Below are 21,232 nucleotides of genomic sequence, written 5' to 3' on the forward strand. Positions count from 1 at the left end.
TCTGGCTGCGGAGCTTGAACGCTAGAACACCGGCTCGCGCCCGCGAATCCGAACCTGTTGCGCCGGCACCCGCGCATGCCACTGCACCACCCCCAACGCCTCGACCTGAAACTGGCTGCGCACCACTCGCCCGTCTTCCTCGAACGAAAGCTGCAACAGGAAGAACCCGCTGTTGAGTAACAATCCCTCGCTCAACCGAGCAAAGCTCTCGTCATCCAAAGCGCCCAGTGCCTGGCGTAACCCTCCCGCATCGACATAACCCGACGCCGGCCGATGAGTGATGATCCGGCTGAGCAGCGAGCGGGAAAAATGCCCCTCGTAGAGCGCCTCCAGCAACGGCAGGTGCTCCAGGTTCAAGGCATTGGCATTGAGCCGCCAACCGCTGGTCTGCGGCAATGCGCACAGCATCGGATAGCGCCCCTGGCGCCCGGCATCGGGCTCCAGCAGCAGGTTCAACTCGCTCGGGTCGAGCATCGCCTGGTTGGCCGCCAGACGTGGTGGCTGCTGGCGCAGGTACTGGCCGCTCTCGGCACCTTGCAGGCGGGTGTCGCTGTCAGCGTCCAGCCAATCGGCCAGGGCGTCGACCAATCGCTCGGCAGCCATGTCGTCGCCGAGCAATCGACGCAACTGGCGCTCGGCACGCTCGGCGTCTTCCCCCAGCAAGGCATTGACGTTGAAGCAGGTGTGCTGGTCGCGTACCTGCAGGCGCGCCTTGCCTGCACCAAAGTCATACTCCAGCGCCTGGCCGCGCAGGGCCTGCCAGAACAGGGGGCTGGCGCGCCAGGTCGGATCGCGCAGGGCCTGGCTGGCATAGGCAAGGCCAGCCTGCTCCATCGCCCGCACCTGCACGCGCTGGCGCAGCAAGCGCGTCTCATCGACCTGCCGACGCCCCTCCTCCACCAGCCAGGCCAGGCCCGCCGCAAGCATCGCCAGCGCCACCATCACCATCAGCAACGCTGCACCCTGTTGTCGTCCACCACCCATTGCACCGCGCCTCGTCATCCGTGGAGGCGCCAGTCAACACGGTGCGTGTTGCAAGCACATGGCAACGTTTCCCGACAGTCACGTTGGCGTCATCTGAAGCAGGCAGGATTGGCCTTCCTTTTCATGACGTTACAGGAGTTCTCGCACATGGGCGGTATAGGCATCTGGCAACTGGTGATCGTGCTGCTGATCGTTTTCTTGCTGTTCGGCACCAAGCGCCTCAAAGGCCTGGGCAGCGATGTCGGCGAAGCGATCCAGGGTTTTCGCAAGTCGATGGGCGGTGACGACAACAGCAGCGCATCACCCAACGCACAGGTTCAACAGCAGCAACCAACGGATCGCCAAGGCTGATGTTCGAGATCGGCTTCAGCGAACTGCTACTGGTTGGCGTCGTCGCTCTGCTGGTCCTGGGGCCCGAACGCCTGCCGGTGGCGATGCGCACCGTCGGGCGCGGTCTTGGGCAGGCGCGGCAGGCCATGAACATGCTGCGCGCCCAGGTCGAGCGGGAAATCGACATGCCAGCCCTGGACGATGCGGCGCTGCGCAAACTGGAGCAGGACATCCGCCAGGGTGTCAGCCTCGATGAAGCACCCGCCAGGGAACGTACATCATGAGCTTCGCTGTCCACGGAAGGTCGGCAATGCCGCTGACCGAACACCTGCGAGACGTGCGCAAGCGCCTGGTGCGGTGCCTGCTGGCCATCGCCCTGGCGTTCGCTGTGTTGTTCCCCTTCGCCCAGACCCTCTACACCCTGGTCTCCGAGCCGCTGCGCCGCTTCCTGCCCGAGGGCGCGAGCATGATCGCAACCAGCGTCACCTCGCCGTTTCTCACGCCCTTCAAGCTGACGGCCATGTGCGCGCTGTTCATCAGCATGCCAGTGCTGCTGCATCAGGCTTGGGGCTTCATCGCGCCGGGGCTGTATCGGCGGGAGAAACGCATAGCACTGCCGCTGCTGGTGTCGAGCATCCTGCTGTTCTACGGCGGCATGGCGTTCGCGTTCTTCCTGGTGTTTCCGATGATGTTCGGCTTCTTCGCCAGCGTGACCCCCGAAGGCGTGGCAATGATGACCGACATCAGCCAGTACCTGGACTTCATTCTCGCCCTGTTCCTGGCGTTCGGCCTGGCATTCGAAATTCCGGTGGCAACCTTCATCGTGGTCTGGGCAGGCCTGACCGATGTTGCCAGCTTGCGCCGTAGCCGGCCCTACGTGATCGTCGGCTGTTTCGTGGCCGGTATGATCCTCACGCCTCCTGACGTGTTCTCCCAGACCATGCTCGCCATCCCGATGTGGTTGCTGTTCGAGATCGGCCTGCTGGCCTGCGGGTCCCTTCAAAACCGCACCCGCCTTTCGTAGCGCCTACAGCGGGAGGCGTTGCCTGCTCCCTCTTGCACCACGCGGCTCACATGCTGGGGACTCCGTCAATTGATGAGTCCCCAGCATGATCCCACTACACCTGCACACCCGCTTCGCTCTTGATCAACTTATCGAAATCAGTCGGCCACTCTCAGCACAGGCCTTCCGCGAAATGCTCATCCCCGTGTTCGGTGACGACGTGCCAGACAGTTGCTATCAGCAGCTGCAGGACGCACTGCGCGACGGCACACTGAGCAACCCTGTACACCAGGTGAACCCACAGGTGGCAGGCAAAGCCTGCTACGACAATGCCACGCGTATCATCCACCTGCACCCCGAGGTGATCGCTAGCGCGCTGCTGCAGCCACAGGCGGCCTGTGAACTGGCGACCATCCTGCTGCACGAGTTCGGTCATCACCTGGACAACCTTCTGCGCCAAGACTTCGCGAAAGGCCTGGACGATGGCTTTGCCTCGATCGCCGAGGATGCAGAACTCGAGGAAGGTGCGCGCTTCGCCTACCTGATCGGTTGCATGGAGTCAGGCCCAAGCGGTGAGCTGCAGATCGCCCAACTGACCGAAGCAGGCCGAACCATCACCCTGCGAGCCGATGACCAGGCCATGCGTCTGTTCATCCGCCAGAGCCAGGATGAACATGCGCAACGCGCCAACACCAATGAAGGCAGCACCGAGGGCTTTTCTGCGGGCAAGGGCGACAAGAAAAACCCTGAAATGTCCTGGGGGCATGAGTCGATCGAGGAAGACCTCAAGTACGCCGGGTTCAATGAGCAACAACGCAAGGCGATCTATTTCGGCAACTGGTTGCGCGACTACTCGCAGTTGCTCGATCCCAAGCTGGTCCGCGCCGAGGACGCGCCCAAAGAGTTCCCGCGCAAGCTCTCCCGGAAAGTCCTGACCCAACTCGTAGACCTGCTGGCGCTCAAGGCATTTCCCAGCCTGCAATCCACGCCGCAAGAGCGCGCGCACTACGTGGTCACACCGCAGATGCTCGGGGTGTATCGTCCTACCGAGCACATCGATAATCCCTACAACCCCAACCCGTCAGCGACTGACCCAAGCACCATCGATGCAGACTTCGAGCCGCCTGTCGCACAGGACGATCCGCGGTTGCAGGTCGATCCGGATACGTCCATGAAGCGCCACATCTTCAGTTCGGTCGATTACATGTGCGAACGACTACGCGAGGCAATGGCGGCGGGCCCGACCCCTGAGGGCATGCGCGAATTCGGTGCAGCACTGCACGTGCTGGAAGATTACTTCGCCCACTCCAACTACGCCGAATTGAGCCTGCACAAGCAGGGTCACGACACGGTACTGACCTGGACCGCACAAGCCGACTGCAAGCACGGCTGGCCCATCGTCACCGGCATGTTCGCCGGCAGCGATGTGATAGCCAGCCTGGCCGAGCCGATGGCCAATGCACTCTTCGCCCCCTCCGGCGACTTCGAGAACATCACGCCAGGGCAGCGCTCGGACACTGAACTGGCGCTGCTGATCCTGCTTCAGGACCACCCCGATCCGCAGTGGCAGGAATACCTGAACACCGCACTGGAAGTTCGCGACACGTTGGCGGACCTCCCAGGGTTCAATGTGGCGAGGCGCATTTCCTGGATCACGGGCTCACCGCTGCGCCTTGCAACCGACCTGCCCAAGGTTGGCTACCGGGCCATCCTCAACCTGATCGGCAACTCGGTCGACGATATCCAGACGTACAGAATGGGCAATCCCATGCTCACCGGCTCGACCAATCCGACCCACTCCCAGCTTGCCAAGGACCATGACGTGCATCCGCTGCATACCCTGGCCACCCTGATGGCCCGGGTTGCAGTGCGCGATGTCGGTTTCGCCATGTTCAAATACTGGGAGGGGGGGCGGTTGCGCGATCCGGTCAAGATAGCGCGCAGCTACTTTACCCACCCCAACGACAGCGAATGGCAGGACGAACTGGTCAGCAAATGGGCAAGCGAGCATCCCACGGAAATTCAGAAATCCAGCGACCCTGCTGTCTTCGAAGCGCTCGACCACGATCATGAGGCGCCAGCGGTGGATGAAAGCGCTTGGGAACGTCTGAAAGGGCTGTTCAGTTAAAACCTGTAGAAACGACAAGCCCCGGCAGAAGACTGCCGGGGCTTGTCGATTTGCAGCAGCAAAATTTCAGCGCACTCAGATATCCAGCAAAGGCCAGACCTCATACGCCGGCGTTTCATAAGGGTGGCTCTGCTTCAATGCGGCGACCACCTGGCGAACCTGCTCATCGGCCACCACCAGCTCCACCTTCCACTCCTCCACCACCTCGACCTGGCCCACCTGCCCGAGGAATGGCTGGCTGCCATCCAACGGGCGGAACTGACCCTGGCCAAGCGTCTGCCAGGCACAGTGATCGTAGTCACCGATACGTCCACCTCCAGCGGCGAACACGGCGGCCTTGACCACCTCGACATGGCTGGCGGGGACGAAGAAGGCGAGCTTGTGCACCGCTTAGTTCACCCACACCCGCGCGTTGCGGAACATGCGCATCAGCGCAGCGTCTTCCTGCCACTCATCCGGACGCCAGGAGTTCTGCACGGCACGGAACACACGCTCAGGGTGCGGCATCATGATGGTGACGCGACCGTCGCGGCTGGTGAGACCGGTGATGCCCCGTGGCGAACCGTTCGGGTTGGCCGGATACTGCTCGGTGACCTTGCCGTGGTTGTCGACGAAACGCAGGGCCACGCAACCGGACAGGTCGGCTTCCAGCAGTGCCTCCTCGCTGGCGAACTCGGCATGGCCTTCGCCGTGGGCAATGGCGATCGGCATGCGCGAACCGGCCATGCCCTGCAGGAAGATCGAGTTGGACTTCTGCACCTCGACCATGGCTACACGCGCTTCGAACTGCTCCGAGCGGTTGCGCACGAAGTGCGGCCAGTACTCGGTTCCCGGGATCAGCTCGTGCAGGTTGGACATCATCTGGCAACCGTTGCACACGCCCAGGGCGAAGCTGTCGGTACGCTCGAAGAAGGCCTGGAAGGCATCGCGGGCACGGCTGTTGAACAGCGCCGACTTGGCCCAGCCTTCACCGGCGCCCAGTACGTCGCCGTAGGAGAAGCCACCACAGGCGACCAGGCCCTTGAAAGCTTCGAAGTCGACGCGACCGGCGAGGATGTCGCTCATGTGCACGTCGATCGCGGCAAAGCCTGCACGGTCGAAGGCTGCAGCCATCTCGACCTGGCCGTTGACGCCCTGCTCACGCAGGATCGCCACTTGCGGACGCACACCCTTCTTGATGTAGGGCGCGGCAACGTCTTCGTTGACGTCGTAGCCGAGCTTGACCGACAGGCCTGGATTGTCCTCTTCGAGCAGGACATCGAACTCCTGGTCGGCGCAGTCGGCGTTGTCGCGCAGGCGCTGGATCTGATAGCTGGTCTCGGCCCACTGGCGCTGCAGCATGCGGCGGTCATCGTCGAACAGCACTTCGCCGTTCAGGCTGATGGACACCTCGCCGTTGTTGACCGGCTTGCCGATCACCGCGACGCACTCCTCGCCCAGGCCGGCGGCGCTGAACTGGGCCAGTACGTCCGGCGTGGCGTCCTGGCGAACCTGGATGACCGCGCCCAGCTCTTCGTTGAAGAGGATGGCCGGCACGTCGCCCTTGCTGTCGGTCAGCGGATCGAGTTGCAGGTCGAGGCCGCAATGGCCGGCGAAGGCCATTTCCAGCACGGTGGTGACCAGGCCGCCGTCGGAACGGTCGTGGTAGGCCAGCAGGTGACCGTCGGCGTTAAGACCTTGGATCACGGCGAAGAACGCCTTGAGGTCTTCGGCGTCGTCGACGTCTGGCGCCTGGGCTGCGATCTTGCCATAGGTCTGGGCCAGGATCGAGGCGCCCATGCGGTTCTTGCCACGGCCCAGGTCGATCAGGATGAGGTCGGTCTCGCCCTTGTCCATGCGCAGTTGCGGGGTCAGGGTCTTGCGGATGTCAGTGACCGGGGCGAAGCCTGTGATGATCAGCGACATCGGCGAGGTGACGCTCTTCTCGACGCCCTCTTCGCTCCACTTGGTCTTCATCGACATCGAGTCTTTGCCGACCGGGATGGTGATGCCCAGCTCAGGGCACAGCTCCATGCCGACAGCCTTCACGGTGTCGTACAGGCGCGCGTCTTCACCTGGGTGGCCGGCAGCGGACATCCAGTTGGCCGACAGCTTGATGTCGGACAGCTTGTCGATGCGCGAGGCGGCCAGGTTGGTGATGGTTTCGCCGATGGCCATGCGCCCGGATGCCGGGGCATCCAGCAGTGCCAGCGGAGTACGCTCGCCCATGGCCATGGCTTCGCCGGTGTAGACATCGAAACTGGTGGCGGTGACGGCGCAGTCGGCCACCGGTACCTGCCACGGGCCGACCATCTGGTCGCGGGCGACCAGGCCGGTGATGGTGCGGTCGCCGATGGTGATCAGGAAGCTCTTGCTGGCCACGGCCGGGTGGCTCAGCACGCGCTGTACGGCGGTGTCCAGGTCCAGCTCGCTCGGGTCGAAATCATCGCCCAGCTCGGCTTCGCGGGTGACCGAGCGGTGCATGCGTGGCGGTTTGCCCAGCAGCACGTCGAGCGGCATGTCGACCGGGGTGTTGTCGAAGTGGCTGTCGGTGACGGTCAGGTGCTGTTCTTCGGTGGCTTCGCCGACCACGGCGAACGGGCAGCGCTCACGCTCGCAGATGGCCTTGAAGCGCTCGAAGTCGACAGCGCTGACGGCCAGCACGTAACGCTCCTGCGATTCGTTGCTCCAGATTTCGTGCGGGGCCATGCCCGGCTCGTCGTTGGGCACGTTGCGCAGTTCGAAGCGACCACCGCGGCCACCGTCGTTGACCAGTTCCGGGAAGGCGTTGGAGATGCCGCCGGCGCCGACGTCGTGGATGAAGGCGATCGGGTTGTCGTCGCCCAGCTGCCAGCAGCGGTCGATGACTTCCTGGCAACGGCGCTCCATTTCCGGGTTTTCACGCTGGACCGAGGCGAAGTCCAGGTCAGCCGAGCTGGCGCCGGTGGCCACCGACGAGGCAGCGCCGCCGCCCAGGCCGATCAGCATGGCCGGGCCGCCGAGCACGATCAGCTTGGCGCCGACGGTGATCTCGCCCTTCTGCACGTGGTCTTCACGGATGTTGCCCATGCCGCCGGCGAGCATGATCGGCTTGTGGTAGCCGCGCACTTCTTCACCGTGAGGGGTGTTGATGCTCTGCTCGAAGGTACGGAAGTAGCCGGTCAGGGCCGGACGACCGAATTCGTTGTTGAACGCGGCGCCGCCCAGCGGGCCTTCGATCATGATGTCGAGGGCGTCGACGATGCGCTCAGGCTTGCCGTAAGCCTGCTCCCATGGCTGTTCGAAGCCCGGGATGCGCAGGTTGGATACGGTGAAGCCGGTCAGGCCGGCCTTGGGCTTGGCGCCACGGCCGGTCGCGCCTTCGTCGCGGATTTCGCCGCCGGAGCCAGTGGAGGCGCCGGAGAACGGGGCGATGGCGGTCGGGTGGTTGTGCGTTTCGACCTTCATCAGGATGTGCACCGGCTCCTGCACCGCACCGTACTGGCGGGTTTCAGGATTCGGGAAGAAGCGGCCGGCGACGTTGCCGACGATCACCGAGGCATTGTCCTTGTAAGCCGACAGCACGCCTTCGTTGTGCATCTGGTAGGTGTTCTTGATCATGCCGAACAGGCTCTTTTCCTGAGCCTGGCCGTCGATGTCCCAACTGGCGTTGAAGATCTTGTGGCGGCAGTGCTCGGAGTTGGCCTGGGCGAACATCATCAGCTCGATGTCGTTCGGGTTGCGCTTGAGCCCCTGGAAAGCGTTGACCAGGTAGTCGATCTCGTCTTCGGCCAGGGCCAGGCCCAGGTCGACGTTGGCCTGGGCCAGGGCGGCGCGGCCACCTGCGAGAATGTCGACCGAGGTCATCGGCTTGGGCTGGGCATGGCTGAACAGGTCTGCGGCCTGCTCCAGCTGAGTCAGCACGCGCTGGGTCATGCGATCGTGCAGTTCGGCGGACACCTGCGCGACGTCGGCGTCGCTGAGCGAGCCGGCCACGTAGTAGGCGATGCCGCGCTCCAGGCGCTGGATCGACTGCAGGCCGCAGTTATGGGCGATGTCGCTGGCCTTGGAGGCCCAGGGCGAAATGGTGCCCAGGCGCGGCACGACCAGGAACAGGCGGCCGCTCGGCTCCTGTACCGGCACGCTCGGGCCGTACTTGAGCAGACGGCCCAGCACCTGCTGCTGGTCGGCGGTCAGCTCGCCGTCGACGTCGGCGAAGTGGGCGAATTCGGCATACAAACCAGTAACAGCGGGGACTTTCTGGCTCAGTTGCTCGAGTAATTTACCGTGGCGAAAGGCAGAAAGGGCAGGAGCGCCGCGCAGGATCAACATCGTCGGGACAGCCTCAGGAAGGGGTGTGCTTAGAGGCCGTGCATTCTAGCCTAATTCGACGGCTTTCGGCACCCGCCAGAGGGCAATGCTGCCGGGCGGTGGAACCGGACCTGGGGGTCAGAATTCTGCAGGCTGGCCTGAGGGGTTTTCACTGGGCGATCCTCCGAAGGCAAGCCCCCGCAAACACACAACCCGCTACCAGACAAGCTAACGGTTGTCGAGATATGGCGCGGGCGGTCCTTTGCGTATACTGCAACCTATGTTCGCCCACACTGCTTTGCGCCAGCGCTGCGCCAGATGGCTCTTCGCAACCGGACTCTTGCTGATGCTCGGTGCCTGTGTTGAAAAACCCAGCACCCTCGAGCGCGTGAAGGAGGACGGCGTGCTGCGCGTCATAACCCGCAACAGCCCGGCCACCTACTTCCAGGACCGCAACGGCGAAACCGGCTTCGAATACGAGCTGGTCAAACGTTTCGCCGACGATCTGGGCGTCAAGCTGGAGATCGAGACCGCCGACAACCTCGACGACCTGTTCGACCAGTTGGGCAAACCTTCCGGCCCGGTGCTGGCCGCCGCCGGCCTGGTCAGCAGCGAGCAACGCACCATCCAGGCGAAGTTCTCCCACCCGTATCTCGAAGTCACCCCCCAGGTCATCTACCGCAATGGCCGTTCCCGCCCCACCGAACCCAAGGACTTGATCGGCAAGAAGATCATGGTGCTCAAGGGCAGCAGCCATGCCGAACAGCTGGCTGAACTGAAAAAACAGTATCCGACGCTTGAATACGAAGAGTCCGACGCTGTGGAGGTGGTCGACCTATTGCGCATGGTCGACGAAGGCCAGATCGACCTGACCCTGGTCGACTCCAACGAACTGGCGATGAACCAGGTGTACTTCTCCAACGTGCGCGTGGCCTTCGACCTGGGCGATGCCCGAGACCAGCGCTGGGCCGTGGCGGCCGGCGAAGACAACAGCCTGCTCAACGAGATCAACGAGTTTCTCGACAAGGCGCAGAAGAACGGCACGCTTCAGCGCCTGAAAGACCGTTATTACGGCCATGTCGACGTGCTTGGCTACGTCGGTGCCTACACCTTCGCCCAGCACCTGCAGCAGCGCCTGCCCAAGTATGAAAAGCACTTCAAGAGCTACGCCAAGGTCGAGCAGGTCGACTGGCGGCTGCTGGCGGCGATCGGTTACCAGGAATCGATGTGGCAGCCCGAGGTGACATCGAAGACCGGCGTACGCGGCCTGATGATGCTGACCCAGCGCACCGCCCAGGCCATGGGCGTGTCCAACCGGCTGGACCCCAGGCAAAGCATCATGGGTGGGGCGAAATACTTCATGCTCATCAAGGAGCAGCTCGACGACAGCATCCAGGAGCCGGACCGCACCTGGTTCGCCCTGGCCGCCTACAACGTCGGCAGCGGCCACCTCGAGGACGCCCGTACCCTCGCCAAGCGCGAAGGCCTGAACCCGAACAAGTGGCTGGACGTGAAGAAGATGCTGCCACGCCTGTCGCAGAAGCAGTGGTACAGCAAAACCAAGTATGGCTATGCCCGCGGCGGCGAGCCTGTGCACTTCGTGGCCAACATCCGCCGCTACTACGACATCCTCACCTGGGTGACCCAGCCGCAGCTCGAGGGACAGGTGGCCGAGGGCAACCTGCATGTACCTGCGGTCAACAAAGACAAGCCGGCGGAGCAATCACCGCCGATGTAACCTGCAGCGGCCTCTTGGCGGGCAAGTCAGGACTTGGCCCGGCGCGCCTTGAAGAAGTCGCTGAGAATCTGCCCGCACTCCTGCGCCAGCACGCCCCCCTCTACCAACACCCGATGATTCAAAAAGCCCTGGGTGAAGAACTGTCCCTGGCTCTGCACCACCCCCGCCTTGGGCTCCAGCGCCCCATACACCACCCGCTCTATGCGCGAATGGACGATCAGGCCCGCACACATGCTGCAGGGCTCGAGGGTCACATAAAGGGTGCTGCCCGGCAGCCGATAGTTGCTGACAGCCTTGGCTGCATCGCGAATGGCGACCATTTCGGCGTGGGCGCTGGGGTCATTGTCGGTGATCGGTCGGTTGAAACCACGGCCGATCACCTGCCCCTGCTGCACCAGCACCGCACCTACCGGCACCTCCCCCAGCAAAGCGCCTTCAGCCGCCAGTTCCAGCGCCAACTGCATGAATGCCTGATCGCCGCTGCGATCGATGATCCGCGGACGCATCAGACCACCGCGATCGCGGCCATCAGGCCGGTTTCCATATGGTCGATTACATGGCAGTGGAACATCCAGGTGCCTGGGTTATCCGCTACCAGCGCCACCTGGGCACGCTCGTTCCTGCCCAACAGGTAGGTATCGGTGAACCAGGGCTCGGTGATCTTGCGGCGATTGGAGGCGATCACCTTGAAACTCATGCCGTGCAGGTGGATAGGGTGCTGGTACTGGGTCATGTTCTTCAGCTCGAAGATATAGCTGTTGCCCTTTTTCAGCGTGGCAATCGGCCGATCGGCGCAGGTCTTGTCGGTGATGTCCCAGGCCTGACCGTTGATCTGCCACAGACTCGGTGGCTTGCCGTTGTCGGTGTTCACCGAAACCTGGCCCGCCCATTCGAAATTGAAGTTCAGCTTCTCGGCCTTCTCCAGGTCCGGCTCGGCGATCGGGTTCGGCGGCAGCGCCTTGGGCCAGTCGCTCGGCGCCTCGCTGCTGGCGACCGAACGCAGGGTGCCAAGGCGCACAAAGCCATCGCGCAGGGAAATCTCTTCGCCGGCCTCGGGAATTCGGATGGCCAGGCAGATGCGCATGCCGGGGCCAAGCCAGTAGTCATCCTCGAGCGGCCTCGGGGTCACCGGGTTGCCATCGAGCGCATAGATCATCGCCTCGCAGTTGCCCTTGAGGTTGATGCGGTAGGTCCAGGTGTTGTCCAGGTTGAGCAGCCGCACACGCACCACTTGGCCGGCGGGCAACTCGGTGACCGCCTCGGCCTGGCCATTGATGGTGATCAAGCGCCCAGCGGTGCCATTGCGCGCGGCCTCGCGAGGCACGCTGAACGGCATGAACTCGCCCTGCTCGTCCACGTGCCAGGTCTTCAGGCTCAGGGTGCGTTCATGCCTGAAGCCGGTCGGCTCGCGCTCCTCGACGATCAGCGGCCCGACCAGGCCCCGCCCCAGCTCCTCGGAACTGCTGACATGTGGGTGGTACCAGTAACTGCCGGCATCGGGCACGCGGAACTTGTAGTCGAAGAACTCACCCGGCTTGACCGGCAGTTGCGAGACATAGGGCACACCGTCCATTTCCAGTGGCAGGCGGATGCCATGCCAATGAATGGTGGTTTCAACCGGAAGGTGATTGATGAAGCGTACCCGCAACCAGGTGCCCTGGCGCACCCGCAACTCGGTGCCTGGTGCCGAGGGCCCGAAAGCCCAGGCTTCGGTCTTGAAACCGGGAACCAGCTCGACATCCAGAGGCGCCGCGATCAGCTCGTAGTCGTGCCCGGCATTGTCGTCCTCGACCTTGCCCAGCCAGTAGCGAGCCGCGCCTCCGGCGCCCAGGCCAACCACGACGAGGCCGGTCAGGCCCTTGAGCATTTGTCGACGGGTAAAGGACATACGTGCAGGTACCTCGTTTTGCGCAATCAAGCTGCCAGCACCGCTGGCAATGAAGGGCGAATACGATACACCTGCAATTGAGAAAGATTAAGTGAACTGTTGTCGCGGAGCGTTGCGAGGGGGTGTACAAAATCACGTAACACCATAGGATACATAAACCCTCGAGACCCACCGGAGCCCACCCCATGAGCTTTTCCGATCCCACCCAAGTCGCCGACTACGGCCAGCGCACCGCCCGCATCGTTCCGGCCCTGCACGACCTGCACAAGATGACCGGTGTTCTGCTGGCCGAACATGCCGGCGTCAATGCCCGGGTGCTGGTTTTGGGTGCCGGCGGTGGGCTGGAGCTCAAGGCCCTCGCCACCCAGCAACCTGGTTGGCGTTTCACCGGCGTGGATCCATCGCGGGAAATGCTCGACCTGGCGCAGCAGACACTCGGCCCGCAGGCCACGCGGGTCGACTGGCACCAGGGGTATATCGACAGTGCCGAAACCGGCCCCTTCGATGCCGCCACCTGCCTGCTGACCCTGCATTTCCTCCCACTCGCCGAGCGCCTCGCGGCCCTGCGCGAACTGCACCGGCGCCTGCGCCCCGGTGCGCCACTGGTAGTCGCGCACCACAGCATCCCCGACCAGGGCCAGGCCCGGGATCGCTGGCTTGCCCGCAACGCGGCATTCGCCACGGCCTCGGGCGTGCCGGCCAGCCAGGCACAGGGCAGCATTGCCGCGATCAAGGCGCGCCTGCCGCTGCTGACGCCCGAACAGGACGTCGCGCTGCTGCACGAGGCCGGCTTCAGCGGTATCGAGATGTTCTATTGCGCGCTGACCTTCAAGGGCTGGGTGGCCTATCGTGGCTGACGCGCGGGAACGCGAGGGTGAAACAGGTCGAACCCTCGCTGCTTTCGGCCCAGCAGTGCCCCTGGTGCAATTGCATGATCGACCGCACGATCGACAGGCCCAGCCCGCTGGACTGTGACGAATGCTGGCGCGAGACATCGACCCTGTAGAAGCGTTCGAACACGCTTTCCAGATGCTCAGGAGCGATTGCCTGCCCACGGTTGCGCACCCGGATCAACACCTCATCGCCCTGCTCACCGGCGGTCACTTCGATGACACTGCCCGGCTCGGCAAAGCGCACCGCATTGGCCAACAGGTTGGCCAGCGCCCGGCGCAGCAATGCGGCGTCGGCCCACACCGAGCCTTCGCCATGCCACGCCAGCCGTACGTCGCGCTCGCAGGCGAGGTCTTCGAAGTAGTCGCACAGACGCCCCAACTCCTGGGCCAACTCCAGCCCGGTGCGATCGATAGGGTGGTCGGCATGCTCGGCACGGGCCAGGAACAGCATGTTGTCGATCATCCGCGACAGCCGTTGCAACTCCTCGAAGTGCGAGCCCAGCAGGCGCTGGTAGTAATGCGGTTCACGCACCTGACCGAGGCCGACTTCAGTCTGGCCAAGCAGATTGTTGATGGGTGTGCGCAAGTCATGGGCCATGTCGGCACTGACCTGCTTGAGTTGCTCGAAACCGCGTTCGAGCCGCGCCAGCATGGCATTGAACTGCTCGATCAGGGCATCCAGCTCGGCGGGTGCATCGTCGCGCTGCAGCCGCTGCGACAAGGTGCCGATGCCAATGGTTGCCGTCTGGCGCGCCAACCGGCGCAGTGGCGACATGCCGCGGCGGGCGAGCAGATAGGCCAGGGCTGCCGCCAGCACGGCCATCACCGACGAGAACAGGATGATGTTGTCGCGGTACTCGCGCAGGATGCGGGTGCGCTCGGTCAGCAAGCGCCCTGACAGAATTTCCAGTGCCGCACCGCCACCCGGTGGCTCGCTGAGTACTGAGGTATAGATGAAGGGCGTGCCATCGGCGGTGGTGCTGCGCTGCACCGCATCCAGCCCCAGTGCGTCCCCGGCAGGCAGAGGCGTGACCTGCGGCACCTCGCGGCGCCCTGGGTTGACTTCCAGCAGCGGCGCCCCGGCGACCGGCCGGATGACCAGCAAGGATTCGGTATTGCCCAGCATGTTGGCGAACAGCTGCGGCTTGTCACGCACCAACGCGCGGGCGTCCATGTCACGCAGCAAGGTACGGATCTGCTCGACGCGGGTCAGCAGCGCGCCGTCGTCACGCAGCGCCAGTTGCTGCCCGAGTGCGACATACAGTGCGCCGCCCAGCAGAGCCAAGGCGACGAACGAAAAGGTTGCCAGCAACACCGCCAGGCGCACGGTCAGCGACAGACGCCTCATGCCTCGAGCTCGCAGCGATAGCCGACGCCGTGCACGGTATGGATCAGGCGCACCGCGAAGGGTTCGTCGACTTTCTGCCGCAGGCGCCGCACCGCGACATCCACCACGTTGGTGTCGCTGTCGAAATTCATGTCCCACACCCGTGAGGCGAGGAAGGTGCGCGACAGCACCTGCTCGGGATGCTGGAGAAAACACGCCAGCAACTTGAACTCCTTGCTGGTCAGGTCGATGCGCATGCCTGCGCGTTCGCAGCGGTGCTTGCCCAGGTCCAGGCGCAGGTCACCCAGGCTGAGGATCTCTTCGTCCGGCTGCGCTTGGCCGCGGCGCAGGATGATGCGGATGCGCGCCAGCAGTTCGGCGAAGGAGAATGGCTTGACCAGGTATTCGTCGGCGCCCAGCTCAAGGCCACGCAGCCGATCTTCGAGCGTGCCACGGGCGCTGAGGAACAACACGGGGGTACGGGTCTGTGCGCGCAGTTTCTGCATCACGGCCCAGCCATCGAGCCCAGGCAGCATCACGTCGAGCAGGATCAGGTCGTAGGGGGTCTCGCGGGCCATGTGCAGGCCGTCGATACCATTGTCTGCATGATCGACACTGTAGCCGGCCTCGCCCAGGCCACCGGCCAGGTAGTCGGCGGTCTTGGCTTCGTCTTCGATGATGAGGATTTTCACTGACCCGCGTCTCCAACCCGCCTGCCGGCACCGACGCAGTATAGCGTGGTGCCAGGCTGGGCTGGCTCAGTTGCCCGGAACATGCGCGGCTTGCAGGATCAGCTTGGCCACCGCTTGCGGCTGGGAAATCAGCGAGACGTGGCTGGCATCGAGCTCGACGGTGTGGGCGTTCATGCGCTTGGCCATGAAACGCTGCTGCTCGGTGTTGATGGTACGGTCCTGGGTCGAGACGGCGTACCAGGTGGGCTTGTCTTTCCATGCCGCGACGGTGGTCTTGGCGGTCTTGATGCCAACACCGATGGGCTGCTGGACGGCGTAGTAGGTTTCGGCCTCGGCCTTGGGCAGGTCGCCGGCGAAATCGTTGACGAAGGCATTTTCGCTGAGCATGCCGTAACCGTCGGCGGACCACTGCAGGCCAGCCCCCGCCGGCGCTGCCGGGAAGCGCTTGGTCAGCGCCGGGTAGTCTTCGCCCGCTTCCGGGGCACGAGCGGCGATGTAGACCAGACCTTTGACCTTTTCCGAATCACCGGCCTGGCTGATGACCATGCCACCGTAGGAGTGACCGACCAGGATCACCGGGCCGTCCTGCTGGGCCAGCGCCCGGTTGACAGCCGCGACGTCGTCGTCGAGCGAGGTGGTCGGGTTCTGGACTGCGGTCACGTGCAGGCCTTTGGCTTGCAGCAACGGAATCACCTTGGCCCAGCTGGAAGCATCGGCGAACAGGCCGTGAACCAGCACGATGTTCTTCACTTCCTGCGGCGCGCTATCGGCGGCCCAGGTGGAGGTGGCGGCGAAGGCCGCGCCGGTGAGTGACAGGGCAAGGACGAGCGAGCGGAGTTTCATGAGCGTTCCTCTGGATGCGTACGGGGGTGAGCTCACTGTACGAAGCCAGGGGAAACCGGGGCATGACCCGTTCATTACAAAAGAATGACGGAGCTGGGCATGCCTGTTCGGGCCTCATCGCGGGACCAGCCCGCTCCCACAGAATGGACTGCCCCCAAGAAGTTGGACACCAATCCAACCTTTGGGGGCAGTTCAGAAGCACCATGATCTTGCGCATGTGGGAGCGGGCTGGTCCCGCGATAGGGCCGGAACAGGCTACATAACCCCACCAGCAGGTGCACGACCCCACCCACCAGCACCATGACCCCGGGGACCCCGGCCGCCTTCAGCGCGCCCTCGTCCAGCCGCGCCGGGTCCAACAACTGCACGCGCACGCGGGTCAATGCGACGCGCTGCTGCGACTGGAGATTTCCTGCCCCACCCAATGCCGCCAACACCTCTTCAAGTTCTACTTTTCGGATATTGCGCGGCGATAGGCCCTGGCCTCCTGTGGCCCATCAGTGCCCAAGCTGCAATAGATACCGCGGGGCACCACCTGCGATCGGCCACGCTTGCAAACCCATTCAGCCACGAGTCGACACCCATGGGTTTGCAACTGTTGATGCCCCACGCCGAGCAGGAACTGCGCGATCTCGCCGAGTCCCTGGTCGCAGCCTGCCCCGACATGCGCCAGATGGCCCGCGATACTGCGGCATCAATCCTGCGCAAGCACGGCCACCCCGATCTGGACCCCGATCACGTGCACCTCAACCGCTTCGAGGCCGCCCAGAGCAGCCCGAGAACCTTCAGCGGCTGGGAGCATCACGATGCGCCATACCAGTCGTTCACCCTGCCGCAATTGGTGATGCACCGTTTCGATGTGCATGACCAGGACAACAGTGATCTGCTCGGCTACCTGAGCGGCTTCTACTGCGACGGTCCGGGACAGGCGGTCTATGACGAGCACAACGAGATCGCCCTGCTGCCACAGGATGTACTGGAGGATTTCTGGGACATCGACTTCAGCACCCTGTTCCAGGAACGATTGGCGACTTTCTGGCGCGACCATGCCGATGACTACCGTCTACTGGCCAAGGTCAACTTCCTGGGCAAGGTGATCGAAACCTGTGCGGCCGCCCCCTCCAGCGAACTGGCGGTCCGCGCCCGACGCGTGGCCAAGGCCATCACCGGGCTGGAACTGCAGACGCCGACACTCACCCAGTTGCGCCAATCCACGGTTGCAGAAAGCGGCTATCGCGTCTGTACGTTCGATATCGCGGGCTACATCGCGAGCGACTGGCTGCGCATCGAAATGGAAGATGGCCAGCAACTGCTCTATACGCCGGGTGACGAGGAGGCGCTGCACCTGTTTGCCAGCCGCAAGGACTTGTACTGGTGGGTACTGAACAACACCAACCACGCCGACAACCGCACGCGGTTCATGAGTCACTTCCCGCTATCGGCCAATGACCAGTCCGGTGATTCGGTCGGTCTCAACCACATGATCGACCTGCTGTTCTACAACTGGGGTGGGGATGATCATCACTGCCTCAACCAAGTCGATCGCACCATCGCCGATGATGCGTTCAGCCATCTGCGTGACAGTGCACGGCAACGCATGAACGACGACGCGCACTTTGCCCTGCGCTCCAATGGCGACCTGCGCAAACAGATGTGGATCGGCTACCTGGCGGCATTCGCCAAGGTGTTCGGGCCCATCGCGGCGATTGACTGGCCGATCGCGCTGGCCGCAGTGGGGGCGGGCATCGCCGACATGGGGCTCAACATTGATCAAGCGGTCAATGGCCATACCACCGGCGAACGCCAGGCTGGGGTCAAAGGAGCGATCTTTGCGGCCATCGACACGCTCTTCAACGCCACCATGCTGCACAGTGCCGCCGGCGAAATCGAGTCCGCGAGCGAGTTGGCGGGTGAGGCCGAGGCAGCAACCGGAACGGAGCCGGCGGTACAGCCGGAGCCGTCTGCTGAAACAGAACCGTTTGAAGAACTCGAAACTGCGACGGTCGAGGATGTCCAGGCCTGGGTGCCGGAACCCTTCAGGCCAGCCGAGCAGCGGGTGATGCTAGAGCCCTATGAAACCAACATCATACTGAGCGCCCCTGAAGGCAGCGGAGGGCAACCTGGCATCTATCTTCAACATGGCAATTTCTACGTACTGATCGACGACGAGCCGTATCAGGTTCGCTATGTGAACGAGATGCGCGGCTGGGTCGTGATCGATCCGCAGAACCCCTACTCCTTCTACCGCAACATCCCCATCGCCATGGACGACCAGGGGCTATGGCAGCCATTGGAGCGACCGGGCCTGAAGGGCGGGATGATGCCGCGCAAACTTCTCAAGCTCTGGGGAAGGGTGAGCTCTCCATCGATGCCCGAACCACTTCCAACCTCCGCCTACGACATACCAGCCGACATGCGTCCCAGCCTCCAAAATTCGGCGAACAGCCCCGGTGACGAGCGTGTCCTGAACGGTACGATGTTCAACCCCAACCCGGAAATCGAACGGGCAAACGGTGTATTTCGAGAAACCAGGGACCGCCTGGCCGCCGATGCACAGGAATACCTCGCCTCGGTGCAGACGCCACCCCGTCCCGAACTGCCCGAGCTGCCACGCCAGACGACGCCCAAGCAAATCATCCGTGGCGTTTTCGAGAACAGCCAAGGCATGGTCATCGGCGAAGCCCACTCACAAGTTGGCAGCAAGAAATTCCTGATCGACAACATGGCACTGCTGAAGCGGGAAAAGGTGAAGGTGCTTTACCTTGAACACTTCATGACCGACTTCCAGCAGACCGACCTCGACCTGTTCAACCGCAGCGGCCAGATGCCCGCGACGTTGAAAACCTATGTGCGTAGCCTGGACCTGGGTTTTCGCCTGCACGGGTTTGAGCGATATACCTTCGAGAACCTGCTGCTCGAAGCCCAGAGAAATGGCATTCGCCTGCAGTCCATCGATTGCATGGCGAGCTACCGGCAAGCATGGGTTCAAGCACCTTCACCGGTGGTCCGCCAGCAGATGATGAACTTCTATGCCCACGAGGTCATCGCTGCGGATCAAGGGCGCGCAGCCAGCAGATGGGTCGCACTGGTCGGCAATTCGCACGCCAATACTTTCGAGCAGGTGCCGGGGATGAGCGAACTCGAGGGCGTGACGGGCATGCGTGTGGAAGACATCGCCCTCGACCAGCCAGGTGGGATCGGCAATGACCCGGGGCTCACCGTGGTGCAGGATGATCTTTCGGTTCGGCGGGTAAAAAGCGACCTGCGCCTGCAGGTACCTATTCGCCAAGCCGAGCCTGCGGGCAGGAACTTCGAGCGGACATTGCGCAACATCGGCAGCTTTACCATCGATAGCCACGACAACGTGCTGCAACTGATCCATCGCAGCAACGGCGGACAACTGCAATACACGCTGATCCTGGAGGAAGGATCCCGTTTCTACATCGACAAGCCGAACTGGCCCTGGATCAGCGGCCGTCGTCTGCGCGACCTGCAGGAACTGCGTACCGTCCTGACCAGCAGGGGGCTGCGCTACGTGTGGATCTGATGCGAGGCCGTTACGGTCAGAGGCCTTAAGTACAGAAGCCCGCTATTACGCGGGCTTCTGTGCATTTATCGCTGGTTGTGTCCGCGCGGGATCATTCCCACTCGATCGTCGCCGGCGGCTTGCTCGACACGTCGTAGGTCACCCGCGAGATACCTTCGATCTCGTTGATGATACGGCCGCTCACAGTCTCCAGCAGCTCGTACGGCAGGTGCGCCCAGCGAGCGGTCATGAAGTCCACGGTCTCGACGGCGCGCAGCGCGACGACCCAGGCGTAGCGACGGCCATCGCCGACCACGCCGACCGATTTGACCGGCTGGAATACCACGAACGCCTGGCTGGTCTTGTGGTACCAGTCGGCCTTGCGCAGTTCTTCGATGAAGATGTGGTCCGCACGACGCAGGAGGTCGGCGTACTCTTTCTTCACTTCACCGAGGATGCGCACGCCCAGGCCAGGGCCCGGGAACGGGTGGCGGTAGACCATGTCGTACGGCAGGCCCAATTCCAGGCCGATCTTGCGCACTTCGTCCTTGAACAGTTCACGCAGCGGCTCGACCAGCTTGAGGTTCATTTCCTCCGGCAGGCCACCGACGTTGTGGTGCGACTTGATCACGTGGGCCTTGCCGCTCTTGGCGCCAGCCGACTCGATCACGTCCGGGTAGATGGTGCCTTGGGCGAGGAACTGGATGTTCTCGAGCTTGCTGGCTTCGGCATCGAATACGTCGATGAAGGTGCGGCCGATGATCTTGCGCTTCTTCTCCGGATCGGCTTCGCCTTCCAGGTTGCCCAGGAACTGTGCTTCGGCATCGGCACGGATCACCTTGACGCCCATGTTCTCCTTGAACATGGCCATCACCTGGTCGCCTTCGTGCAGACGCAGCAGGCCGTTGTCGACGAATACGCAGGTCAGCTGATCGCCGATGGCGCGGTGCAGCAGCGCGGCAACCACCGAGCTGTCGACGCCGCCAGACAGGCCCAGCAGGACGTTGGCCGAACCGACTTGCTCACGCACCTGGGCGATGGCGTCTTCGACGATGTTCGATGGGGTCCACAGGGCTTCGCAGCCGCAGATGTCCTGGATGAAGCGCGAGAGGATGCGACCGCCCTGCTTGGTGTGGGTCACTTCCGGGTGGAACTGCACGCCGTAGTAGCCGCGGGCATCGTCGAACATGCCGGCGATCGGGCAGCTCGGGGTGCTGGCCAGCACGTGGAAGTCGCCCGGCATCTGGGTGACCTTGTCGCCGTGGCTCATCCACACGTCCAGGCCCAGCACGCCGTCAGCGTCGATATGATCTTCGATGCCGTCGAGCAGGCGGCTCTTGCCGACCACGTCGACGCGGGCGTAGCCGAACTCGCGCAGCTCGGAACCTTCGACCTTGCCGCCCAGTTGCTCGGCCATGGTCTGCATGCCGTAGCAGATGCCCAGCAGCGGTACGTTCAGGTCGAACACGGCCTGCGGCGCACGCGGGCTGTTGGCTTCGTGGACCGACTCGGGGCCACCGGCCAGGATGATGCCGCGCGGGTTGAAGGCGCGGATCGCTTCATCGTCCATGTCGAACGGGTGCAGTTCGCAGTAGACGCCGATCTCGCGCA

At 63.4% G+C, this 21,232-nt stretch carries 16 protein-coding genes and 1 pseudogene; 7 read left to right on the forward strand and 10 right to left on the reverse strand.

Annotated elements, in window-relative coordinates:
- Positions 1–21 precede the first annotated feature (21 nt).
- A complete protein-coding gene (gene gspK, locus APH44_RS22905) occupies positions 22–984 on the reverse strand; it encodes a type II secretion system minor pseudopilin GspK (RefSeq protein WP_054894694.1) in 963 nt (320 codons plus the stop codon).
- 147 nt (positions 985–1,131) lie between these two features.
- Between gspK and tatA the strand changes: the two genes are divergently transcribed.
- From tatA to APH44_RS22925, 4 genes are all read left to right on the forward strand, one after another.
- Positions 1,132–1,335, forward strand: a complete 204-nt coding sequence (gene tatA / locus APH44_RS22910; RefSeq protein WP_054894695.1) for a twin-arginine translocase TatA/TatE family subunit — start codon at positions 1,132–1,134, stop codon at positions 1,333–1,335.
- Entirely contained in the window at positions 1,335–1,598 is a 264-nt protein-coding gene (gene tatB / locus APH44_RS22915) for a Sec-independent protein translocase protein TatB (RefSeq protein ID WP_054894696.1), read from the forward strand. The genes tatA and tatB overlap by 1 nt, the downstream gene beginning before the upstream one ends.
- Entirely contained in the window at positions 1,595–2,338 is a 744-nt protein-coding gene (tatC, locus tag APH44_RS22920) for a twin-arginine translocase subunit TatC (RefSeq protein ID WP_054894697.1), read from the forward strand. Before tatB ends, tatC begins: the two co-directional genes overlap by 4 nt.
- A gap of 85 nt (positions 2,339–2,423) precedes the next feature.
- Positions 2,424–4,445: an HET-C-related protein gene (locus APH44_RS22925; protein ID WP_054894698.1), complete on the forward strand. Its 2,022-nt coding sequence runs from the start codon at positions 2,424–2,426 to the stop codon at positions 4,443–4,445.
- A gap of 75 nt (positions 4,446–4,520) precedes the next feature.
- Here the strand turns inward: APH44_RS22925 and APH44_RS22930 are convergent, their stop codons facing one another.
- Both APH44_RS22930 and purL read right to left on the reverse strand, forming a co-directional pair.
- The gene (locus APH44_RS22930) at positions 4,521–4,832 is read right to left on the reverse strand and encodes a hypothetical protein (protein ID WP_054894699.1); all 312 of its coding nucleotides are present in this window, start codon (positions 4,830–4,832) and stop codon (positions 4,521–4,523) included.
- Between the two features lie 3 nt (positions 4,833–4,835).
- Positions 4,836–8,735, reverse strand: coding sequence for a phosphoribosylformylglycinamidine synthase (gene purL / locus APH44_RS22935; protein ID WP_054894700.1), 3,900 nt, complete (start codon positions 8,733–8,735; stop codon positions 4,836–4,838).
- A 259-nt stretch (positions 8,736–8,994) separates the two neighbouring features.
- On the opposite strand from purL, the gene mltF reads away from it, so the two are divergent.
- Positions 8,995–10,452, forward strand: a complete 1,458-nt coding sequence (mltF, locus tag APH44_RS22940; protein ID WP_054894701.1) for a membrane-bound lytic murein transglycosylase MltF — start codon at positions 8,995–8,997, stop codon at positions 10,450–10,452.
- A 26-nt stretch (positions 10,453–10,478) separates the two neighbouring features.
- On the opposite strand, the gene tadA is transcribed toward mltF, so the two are convergent.
- Together tadA and APH44_RS22950 are read right to left on the reverse strand one after the other, a co-directional pair.
- Complete coding sequence (tadA, locus tag APH44_RS22945; protein ID WP_054894702.1) at positions 10,479–10,958, reverse strand: tRNA adenosine(34) deaminase TadA; 480 nt, start codon at positions 10,956–10,958, stop codon at positions 10,479–10,481.
- On the reverse strand, positions 10,958–12,340 hold the full coding sequence (locus APH44_RS22950; RefSeq protein WP_054894703.1) for a multicopper oxidase family protein: 1,383 nt from the start codon (positions 12,338–12,340) through the stop codon (positions 10,958–10,960). Before APH44_RS22950 ends, tadA begins: the two co-directional genes overlap by 1 nt.
- 185 nt (positions 12,341–12,525) lie before the next feature.
- Between APH44_RS22950 and APH44_RS22955 the strand changes: the two genes are divergently transcribed.
- Positions 12,526–13,197: a class I SAM-dependent methyltransferase gene (locus tag APH44_RS22955; RefSeq protein WP_054894704.1), complete on the forward strand. Its 672-nt coding sequence runs from the start codon at positions 12,526–12,528 to the stop codon at positions 13,195–13,197.
- On the opposite strand, the gene APH44_RS22960 is transcribed toward APH44_RS22955, so the two are convergent.
- The 4 genes and pseudogenes from APH44_RS22960 to APH44_RS30480 all read right to left on the reverse strand — a co-directional run.
- Positions 13,169–14,581, reverse strand: coding sequence for a heavy metal sensor histidine kinase (locus APH44_RS22960; protein ID WP_054894705.1), 1,413 nt, complete (start codon positions 14,579–14,581; stop codon positions 13,169–13,171). The two genes, APH44_RS22955 and APH44_RS22960, sit on opposite strands and share 29 nt — an antisense overlap.
- Positions 14,578–15,252, reverse strand: a complete 675-nt coding sequence (locus APH44_RS22965; protein WP_054894706.1) for a heavy metal response regulator transcription factor — start codon at positions 15,250–15,252, stop codon at positions 14,578–14,580. Before APH44_RS22965 ends, APH44_RS22960 begins: the two co-directional genes overlap by 4 nt.
- A gap of 66 nt (positions 15,253–15,318) precedes the next feature.
- Positions 15,319–16,002: an alpha/beta fold hydrolase gene (locus APH44_RS22970; protein WP_253781984.1), complete on the reverse strand. Its 684-nt coding sequence runs from the start codon at positions 16,000–16,002 to the stop codon at positions 15,319–15,321.
- Between the two features lie 353 nt (positions 16,003–16,355).
- Positions 16,356–16,535: pseudogene (locus APH44_RS30480) on the reverse strand (PTS glucose transporter subunit IIB); the annotation flags it as partial.
- 143 nt (positions 16,536–16,678) lie between these two features.
- Here APH44_RS30480 and APH44_RS22980 point away from each other — a divergent pair.
- Entirely contained in the window at positions 16,679–19,642 is a 2,964-nt protein-coding gene (locus tag APH44_RS22980) for a dermonecrotic toxin domain-containing protein (RefSeq protein WP_054894708.1), read from the forward strand.
- 91 nt (positions 19,643–19,733) lie between these two features.
- Here APH44_RS22980 and guaA read toward each other — a convergent pair.
- Positions 19,734–21,232 (reverse strand): glutamine-hydrolyzing GMP synthase (guaA, locus tag APH44_RS22985; protein ID WP_054894709.1); only part of this gene is annotated, 1,499 nt, incomplete at its 5' end.

Origin of the sequence: Pseudomonas sp. NBRC 111143, from assembly GCF_001320965.1 — a bacterium.
Taxonomy (GTDB): domain Bacteria; phylum Pseudomonadota; class Gammaproteobacteria; order Pseudomonadales; family Pseudomonadaceae; genus Aquipseudomonas; species Aquipseudomonas machongensis.

Bases quoted from the DNA above. Each gene is read 5' to 3' on its own strand.
- APH44_RS22950 (WP_054894703.1), bottom strand. From the start codon at position 12,340: ATGTCCTTTACCCGTCGACAAATGCTCAAGGGCCTGACCGGCCTCGTC.
- tatB (WP_054894696.1), top strand. From the start codon at position 1,335: ATGTTCGAGATCGGCTTCAGCGAACTGCTACTGGTTGGCGTCGTCGCT.
- APH44_RS22980 (WP_054894708.1), top strand. From the start codon at position 16,679: ATGGGTTTGCAACTGTTGATGCCCCACGCCGAGCAGGAACTGCGCGAT.
- gspK (WP_054894694.1), bottom strand. From the start codon at position 984: ATGGGTGGTGGACGACAACAGGGTGCAGCGTTGCTGATGGTGATGGTG.
- purL (WP_054894700.1), bottom strand. From the start codon at position 8,735: ATGTTGATCCTGCGCGGCGCTCCTGCCCTTTCTGCCTTTCGCCACGGT.
- tatC (WP_054894697.1), top strand. From the start codon at position 1,595: ATGAGCTTCGCTGTCCACGGAAGGTCGGCAATGCCGCTGACCGAACAC.
- tadA (WP_054894702.1), bottom strand. From the start codon at position 10,958: ATGCGTCCGCGGATCATCGATCGCAGCGGCGATCAGGCATTCATGCAG.
- tatA (WP_054894695.1), top strand. From the start codon at position 1,132: ATGGGCGGTATAGGCATCTGGCAACTGGTGATCGTGCTGCTGATCGTT.
- APH44_RS22955 (WP_054894704.1), top strand. From the start codon at position 12,526: ATGAGCTTTTCCGATCCCACCCAAGTCGCCGACTACGGCCAGCGCACC.
- mltF (WP_054894701.1), top strand. From the start codon at position 8,995: ATGTTCGCCCACACTGCTTTGCGCCAGCGCTGCGCCAGATGGCTCTTC.
- APH44_RS22925 (WP_054894698.1), top strand. From the start codon at position 2,424: ATGATCCCACTACACCTGCACACCCGCTTCGCTCTTGATCAACTTATC.
- APH44_RS22960 (WP_054894705.1), bottom strand. From the start codon at position 14,581: ATGAGGCGTCTGTCGCTGACCGTGCGCCTGGCGGTGTTGCTGGCAACC.